The 7,225-nt window shown below is 76.3% G+C and carries 6 protein-coding genes and 1 pseudogene; 4 read left to right on the top strand and 3 right to left on the bottom strand.

The genetic code is table 11. The features are described 5' to 3' along the window. The first annotated feature begins 118 nt into the window (after positions 1-118). Positions 119-1,279 carry an aminopeptidase P family protein gene (locus B7L92_RS32185; RefSeq protein WP_081240825.1) on the top strand — a complete coding sequence of 387 codons (1,161 nt, stop codon included), beginning with the start codon at positions 119-121 and terminating at the stop codon, positions 1,277-1,279. 64 nt (positions 1,280-1,343) lie between these two features. Beyond that, the gene (locus B7L92_RS32190) at positions 1,344-2,294 is read left to right on the top strand and encodes an aminoglycoside phosphotransferase family protein (protein WP_081240826.1); all 951 of its coding nucleotides are present in this window, start codon (positions 1,344-1,346) and stop codon (positions 2,292-2,294) included. A gap of 24 nt (positions 2,295-2,318) precedes the next feature. Here the strand turns inward: B7L92_RS32190 and treZ are convergent, their stop codons facing one another. Next, a complete protein-coding gene (treZ, locus tag B7L92_RS32195; protein WP_081240827.1) occupies positions 2,319-4,064 on the bottom strand; it encodes a malto-oligosyltrehalose trehalohydrolase in 1,746 nt (581 codons plus the stop codon). 170 nt (positions 4,065-4,234) lie between these two features. On the opposite strand from treZ, the gene B7L92_RS32200 reads away from it, so the two are divergent. Next, positions 4,235-4,786, top strand: coding sequence for an FHA domain-containing protein (locus B7L92_RS32200; protein ID WP_081240828.1), 552 nt, complete (start codon positions 4,235-4,237; stop codon positions 4,784-4,786). A gap of 136 nt (positions 4,787-4,922) precedes the next feature. Then, the gene (locus B7L92_RS32205) at positions 4,923-5,339 is read left to right on the top strand and encodes an SSI family serine proteinase inhibitor (RefSeq protein WP_170102268.1); all 417 of its coding nucleotides are present in this window, start codon (positions 4,923-4,925) and stop codon (positions 5,337-5,339) included. A gap of 51 nt (positions 5,340-5,390) precedes the next feature. On the opposite strand, the gene B7L92_RS32210 is transcribed toward B7L92_RS32205, so the two are convergent. Together B7L92_RS32210 and B7L92_RS32215 are read right to left on the bottom strand one after the other, a co-directional pair. Next, positions 5,391-6,608 (bottom strand): M14 family zinc carboxypeptidase, encoded by a 1,218-nt coding sequence (locus B7L92_RS32210; RefSeq protein WP_438364039.1) that lies wholly within the window; start codon positions 6,606-6,608, stop codon positions 5,391-5,393. 90 nt (positions 6,609-6,698) lie between these two features. Continuing rightward, a pseudogene (locus B7L92_RS32215) lies at positions 6,699-7,225 on the bottom strand (oxidoreductase dimerization domain-containing protein); the annotation flags it as partial.

A 7,225-nucleotide genomic window follows, 5' to 3' on the forward strand; every position in this document is an offset into this window, starting at 1 on the left:
TGCCCGGCGGGCGGGCGCGGCGCGCTGCCCGGACGAACACCGTGAACCGGCTCGCGCCGCCCCCGCCCGCCGGGCAGGATGCTGCCCGTAGTCCCTACGTCCGCCCCGGGAGGCCCGGATGACCGGCACCGCGCCCGCACCCTTCACCGCCGACGACTACCGGGCCCGCATGGAGCGTGCGGCGCGGCAGGCCGCCGAGGCCGGACTCGCCGGGCTGCTCGTGGCCCCCGGCCCGGACCTGGTGTGGCTCACCGGGTACACGCCCACCGCGGTCACCGAACGGCTCACCCTGCTGGTCCTGGCCGCGGGCCGGGACCCGGTGCTGGTCGTCCCCACCCTGGAGGCCCCGGACGCCGAGCGGGCCCCCGCCGCCCGTGCGCTGACCCTGCGCGACTGGACCGACGGCAAGGACCCCTACGCGGTCACCGCCGCCCTGCTCGACACCGAGGGCCTCCTCCGCGGCCCGAAGGGCGTGGGAGGCGCCCCCCTCGGCATCAGCGACAACACCTGGGCCCTGCACCTGCTGGGGCTGCAGAGGGCGCTGCCCGGCACGTCGTACGCCTCCCTCACCGAGGCCCTGCCGATGCTCCGCGCCGTCAAGGACGCGGCGGAGCTGGACCTCCTGGCCGCCGCGGGGGCCGCCGCCGACGCCGCCTTCGAGGAGATCCGGCAGGTCGCCTTCGCCGGCCGCCGGGAGTCCGACGTCGCCGCCGATCTCGCCGCGCTGCTGAGGCGGTTCGGGCACTCCCAGGTCGACTTCACGATCGTCGCCTCCGGCCCGAACGGCGCCAACCCGCACCACGAGGTCGGCGACCGCGTCATCGAACGCGGCGACATGGTCGTCCTCGACTTCGGCGGCCTGAAGGACGGCTACGGCTCGGACACCTCCCGCACCGTCCACGTCGGCGAACCCACCGACGAGGAGCGCCGGGTGCACGACCTGGTGCGCGAGGCCCAGGAGGCGGGCTTTCGCGCGGTACGGCCCGGCGTCGCCTGCCAGGAGGTCGACCGGGCCGCCCGCGCGGTCATCGCCGACGCCGGGTACGGGGAGTACTTCATCCACCGCACCGGGCACGGCATCGGCGTCACCACGCACGAGCCGCCGTACATGATCGAGGGCGAGGAGCGGCCCCTGGTGCCCGGTATGTGCTTCTCCGTCGAACCCGGCGTCTACCTGCCCGGACGGTTCGGCGTGCGGATCGAGGACATCGTGACCGTGACCGAGGACGGCGGGCGGCGCCTGAACGACACCGCGCGGGAGATGGTCATAGTGGACTGAGAGGTTCCGTCCGTCCCCTCCCCGCCCCTCGAATCCCCGCCCCTCGAACGGCAACGGCACGACCATGACCCAGGCACCGACACCCACCGCGGACACCGTCCGCCGACTGGCCCGCTCCCTGCTGAAGAACGGCAGGGGCGGCGGCGCGGAGGCCGCCGCCGGACCCGAGGTCCGGCCCGCCGTCGGCGGCGCCGAGCCCGCCACCTGGTGGGTCGGCACCCGCCACGTGCTGCGGCTCGCCCCGGACCGCGAGACGGGCGTGCGGTACCGCCGCGAACTGCGCCTGCGCGAGCTCGTCCGCCCGCACGTCCCGGTCGCGCTGCCGGTGAGCGTGGCGCACGGCGAGTGGGCGCCCGGTCTGTTCTGCACCCTCGACACCAGGGTGCCCGGCGGGACGGGCGAGGAGCACGCCGTGTCCGCCGTCGGCGAGGCCGACCTGGCCGGACTGCTCACGGGACTGCGCGAGGCGCCGGTGCGGCAGGCGGAGACGCTCGGTGTGCCGCGGGTGCCCCCTCGCCCCCTGGAGACCCTGCGCCGGGCTGCCGGACGGGCCGCCGAACGGCTCGCCGAGGCCGACGAGTTCGACCCCGCCCGCCTGAACCAGCTCACCCCGCCCGCCACGGTCCAGCTCGCCGCCCAGTCCGGCCCGGCGGTCCTCGTCCACCACGCCCTCACCGGCGGACACCTCGTGGTGAGCGCCGACGGCCGGGTGCGCGGCGTCCTCGGCTGGGACGCGGCGGTGATCGGCGACCCGGCCGAGGACATCGCGGCTCTCGCGCTCGCCGTGGGGGCCCCGGCCGCGGTGCGCGCGGCCACCCTGGCCGGCTACGGCGCCCGCCCCTGTCTGCGCGGCCTGTGGCTGGCCCGCTGCGACTGCCTCCTCGGCCTCGCCGAGGGGCTCGCCGGCCGGGGCGCCGGCCCGCTGCCCCTGCTGCGCACCCGGCTGCGGCGCGCCTGGGAGCCGATCCTGCTGGAGCGGGTGACGGACTTCGGCCACGGGGACGACGTGCTCTAGGGGGCGGCAGGACGCCGCCGGCCGTCATTCCTGGAGCAGGACCACCGCCGACTCCCCGGGCAGGTGCAGCACCCCGTCCGGACCGGGCGCCCGCACGGGCTCCCACGCGGCGAGCACGCGCGCGCCGGGGGCGCCCAGCGGGACCGCGGCCGGTTCGCCGGCGAGGTTCACGGCCACCCGGACGTCCCCGCGCCGGAAGGCCAGCCAGCGCCGCTCCTCGTCGTAGGCCACCTTGGTGTCGCCGAGGTCGGGGTCGGTGAGGTCCGGCTGCTCGTGGCGCAGGGCGACGAGCAGCCGGTACCAGGCCAGCACGCGCGCGTGGGGGTCGCGCTCCGGCTCCGACCAGTCCAGGCAGGAGCGGTCGCGGGTGGCGGGGTCCTGCGGGTCGGGCACGTCCTCCTCGGCCCAGCCGTGCGCCGCGAACTCCCGGCGCCTGCCGTCGCGCACCGCCCTGGCCAGCTCCGGGTCGGTGTGATCGGTGAAGAACTGCCAGGGTGTGCCGGCCGCCCACTCCTCGCCCATGAACAGCATGGGCGTGAAGGGAGCCGTCAGGGTGAGGGCCGCCGCGCACGCCAGCAGCCCGGGGGAGACCAGCGCGGCCAGGCGGTCGCCCCGGGCGCGGTTGCCGACCTGGTCGTGGGTCTGGCTGTAACCGAGGAGCCGGTGCCCGGCCACCCGGTCGCGGTCCAGGGGGCGGCCGTGGTGCCGGCCCCGGAAGCTGGAGTACGTGCCGTCGTGGAAGAAGCCGCCGGTGAGCGTCTTGGCCAGGGCCGCCAGGGGAGCGCGCGCGAAGTCGGCGTAGTAGCCCTGCGACTCGCCGGTCAGCGCGGTGTGCAGGGCATGGTGGAAGTCGTCGTTCCACTGGGCGTGCACCCCGAACCCGCCCTCCTCGCGCGGTGTGACGACCCGGGGGTCGTTCAGGTCCGACTCGGCGATCAGGAACAGGGGCCGGCCGGTGTCGGCGGCGAGGGTGTCCACGGCCTCGGACAGCTCCTCGAGGAAGTGGCGCGCGCGGGTGTCCACCAGCGCGTGCACCGCGTCCAGCCGCAGCCCGTCGATCCGGTAGTCCCGCAGCCACGCCAGCGCGCTCTGAACGAGGTACGACCGCACCTCGTCGGAGCCGGGGGCGTCCAGGTTGACCGCCGCGCCCCACGGGGTGTGGTGGGTGTCCGTGAAGTACGGGCCGAACTCCGGGAGGTAGTTGCCGGACGGCCCCAGGTGGTTGTGCACCACGTCGAGGACGACGCCCAGGCCCAGCGCGTGCGCCCGGTCGACGAACCGTTTCAGTCCCTCGGGACCGCCGTACGGCTCGTGCACCGCCCACAGCGACACCCCCTCGTACCCCCACCCGTGCCGGCCCGGGAAGGGACACACCGGCATCAGCTCCACGTGCGTCACGCCCAGCTCGGCGAGGTGCCCGAGCCGTTCGGCGGCCGCGTCGAAGGTGCCCTCGCGCGTGTACGTGCCGACGTGCAGCTCGTACAGCACCGCGCCGGGCAGCGGGCGCCCGCCCCACTGCGCGCGCCAGGCGAACCGCGCGTGGTCGACGACCGCGCTCGGCCCGTCGGGGCCGTCCGGCTGCCGGCGCGAGCGCGGATCGGGCCGCACGGGACCGCCGTCCAGCGCGAAGCCGTACCGGGAGCCGTCGTGCGCCTCGGCCTCCCCCCGCCACCACCCCTCCCGTTCGGGATCGCGCTCCATCGCGCGCGTGACGCCGTCGCACTGGAGCGTCACTCGGCCGGCCTGCGGTGCCCACACCTCGAACTGCACGGACGGTTCCCCTTCGTCTGCTCACCGTGATGTAGCCCGTCCATCGTGCTGCATGAATGATCGCGGTGCCGGTGAATTCTCCCTTTCGCGGCGGGTGTCGCCGGATGCGCGCGGGGCGGCCGTCCCGGGTTTTCTGGACAGCCCGGCCGTGCTGACCGACAATCAGCGGCGTGACGTCGTCCTTCGAGTTCCCCACCCACCCCGCGCGGGTCTCCGACGCGGAGCGCGACAAGGCGCTGGAGGTACTGCGGGACGGCGTCGCGGCGGGTCGGCTGTCCCACGACACGTACATCCGGCGCATGGAACTCGCGCTCACCGCCCGCCGCCCCGACGAGCTCGCCGCGCTCACCGCCGACCTGCCCACGGAGAGCCGGCTGTCCCGTCTGGTGTTCGGCACCGTCGAGGCGGTCTCCGGGTTCACCGTGCGGCTGCGCAGGGCCTGGCGGGCCGAGCGGCTGCCCAAACTGCTGCTGCCGCACCCGGCGACCGGTCACCCGCTGCGCATAGGGCGCGACCCCGGCTGCGGACTGCGGCTCACCCACGAGACGGTCTCCCGGGTGCACGCCGAGCTCCGCCACCAGGGCGGCATGTGGGTGCTGCGGGACCTCGGTTCGACCAACGGCACGACGGTGAACGGGCGCCGGGTGATCGGCGCGGCCGTCGTCCGTGAGGGCGACCAGGTCGGCTTCGGCCGGATCAGCTACCGCCTCTCGGGCAACTAACGGGCACCGCGCGGGACTTCGCCTTCCGCGCCCTCGCGGGCGGTGCCGCCGGTCCGGCCGTGCGGCACCCGGGCGCACGCTCCCGTTCGGGTGAGCCGGGCTGGGGTTCGGCGGCCGTCGTGCCGATGCACCGGACATGACGCACTCCTCAGTGAACGTGGTACGGGGCGGACTGCTGGCCGCCGTCGCCCTGCTCGCCTGCGCCGCTCCCGCACCGGCGGACACCGGGCACACCGCCCGGGACAACTGGCTCCTGCTCACGGTCGAGCGGGGAGAGAAGCGGTCCGCCGCGTCGAGCGGCGACCTGCTGCTGTGCGACCCGCCCCGGGGTCACCGGCACGCCGCCGAGGCGTGCGCGGAACTGGCCGCGGCGGGCGGGGACATCGCGGCCATCCCGCCGAAGGACGTCCACTGCCCGATGGTGCACGCCCCGGTGACCGCCCGCGCGCACGGGCAGTGGGGCGGACGGTCCGTCGCGTACACGGAGACCTTCCCGAACCACTGCGTGATGACCGCCCGCACCGGCTCGGTCTTCGCGCTGGACGGCCCGTAGGGCCCGTCCGGGACCGTTCGCGGGACCGGGGCGCCGGGGCGCCGGGCGGTCTCAGACCGCCCGCTCGCGCGCGTGGAGCGCCGCCGCGACCACCGTGCGGGACTGGTGCTCGACCTGGTGCTCCACGGGCACCCAGCGGGCGCGGAAGTGCACGGCGAAGGCGTCGCTCCACAGCGCGACCAGGCGCTCGAGACGCGCCGCCGCGTGCGCGTCGGTCCCGCTCAGCGCCCGCCGCAGCATGGCCGCCGCCCTGAGCGGCACCCGGCGCGCGAACGCGTCCACGCTGCCCACGTACGCCCTCGTGCCGTCGGCGGGTGGTGTGCGGACCAGGTCGGAGGCCAGGCCCGGCACCAGATCCAGCCCCCAGACGGCCGCCCTCAGCAGGGGGTCGTCGGTGTCCCCGGGCCGGGGCCGCGCGTCCCGCAGCACCCGGCGCACCTCGCCCGCGTCGCGCAGCAGCCGGTCCGCGAGCACCTGCAGCGCGGCGGCCGGCGCCGGGTGCGGCGCCGGGTCGTCCACCACGGCGCCGGCCCACATCGGCACCTCGACGACCGCGGTCAGACCGCCGTACCGGTGGGCGTGGTACCAGGTGCTGTGCCGGGCGTCGTCCGGCAGGCTCGGATAGGCCGGTCCGGCCTCCGGCGCGGGCATCACCCGCACCCCGGGACCGGACGCCGGCCAGCCCGCCGCGTCCGAGGCGCCCGCCTCCACCGGGATGTGCAGCTCCGCCGCGGACTTGGCGAACGGCTCGGCGAGCCCCGGCACGTCCCTCGTCAACTGCACCCAGCTGCCGCCCAGGTCGGTGCCGTGCAGGGACACCTGGAGATAGGGCCGCAGCTCGTCGATGACCCCGAGCAGGGCGCGGGTCTCGGGCGGCAGCCGGTCGGGCGGCAGCACCGACGGCGCCCACTCCGGCTGCTCCGGCCCCGCGGGGCGGAAGAACCCGAGATGGTAGTCGTACAGACTGCGCGGTGCCGCCATCACATGGAGGCTCGCCCCGTCGGGGTCCGCGCACAGCAGGAAGTGCCACGACGTGCCGCTGCGCAGCTCCCGCTCCTGGAGGACCCGCCGGGCCAGCGCCAGCAGCGTGCTCCCGCCGGCCGGCTCGTTGGCGTGGGCGCCGGCGACCACCAGCACGGCACGCCGGGCACGGCCCACGGACAGCAGGTGCAGCGGCCGGCCCGCGCGGGAGGCCCCCACCTGCCGCAGCACGCACAGATCGGGCCGCTGCGCGGCCAGCGCACGGGCGGAGGAGACCAGTTCGGCCACCGTCGGATAGCACCGTTCGGGCAGCGGAATCACCCCCCGTCACGACCACTGACTCCGCTCTGCGCAGTACCCCACGGCCGCGGGGCGGTGTCAAGGGCCCGGCGGACGGGGTCCGGGCGGTCCGCCGCCGGCCGCCGTGCGGGGCCACCGCTGGTGCAGTCCGCGGCCCGCCAGAGTCAGAACACCTCGCCCACCGCCTCCGAGAGCGTCGGATGCGGGTGGATGTGCCGGGCCACGTCCGACGGCTCGGCGTCCCGGCCGACGATCAGCCGGCTCCCGGCGACCATCTCCGACACGTGGGGGCCCACCAGGTGCACGCCCAGCACCCGCCCGCCGGCCTCCGTGACGACCTTCACCGTGCCGCCCCGCCCGTGCACCAGTCCCTTCGCGACGGCGGTCGGCGGCATGGTGCCGACCACCACCTCGTGCCCCCGCGCGCGTGCCTCCGCCTCGCTTCGACCGACGGAGGCGGTCTGCGGCGCCGAGTACGTCACCCGGGGTACGGCGGCGTGGCGACGGGCGCCGACGGCAGCCCCGCCGGCGTCTCGGCCACCGGCAGTCCCTCCGCGAAGGAAGCGTGGGCCGGGCCGAGCGACGGCGGCGGCTGCCGTCGGCGC

Origin of the sequence: Streptomyces viridosporus (assembly GCF_002078235.1) — a bacterium.
Classification (GTDB): Bacteria; Actinomycetota; Actinomycetes; order Streptomycetales; family Streptomycetaceae; genus Streptomyces; species Streptomyces viridosporus.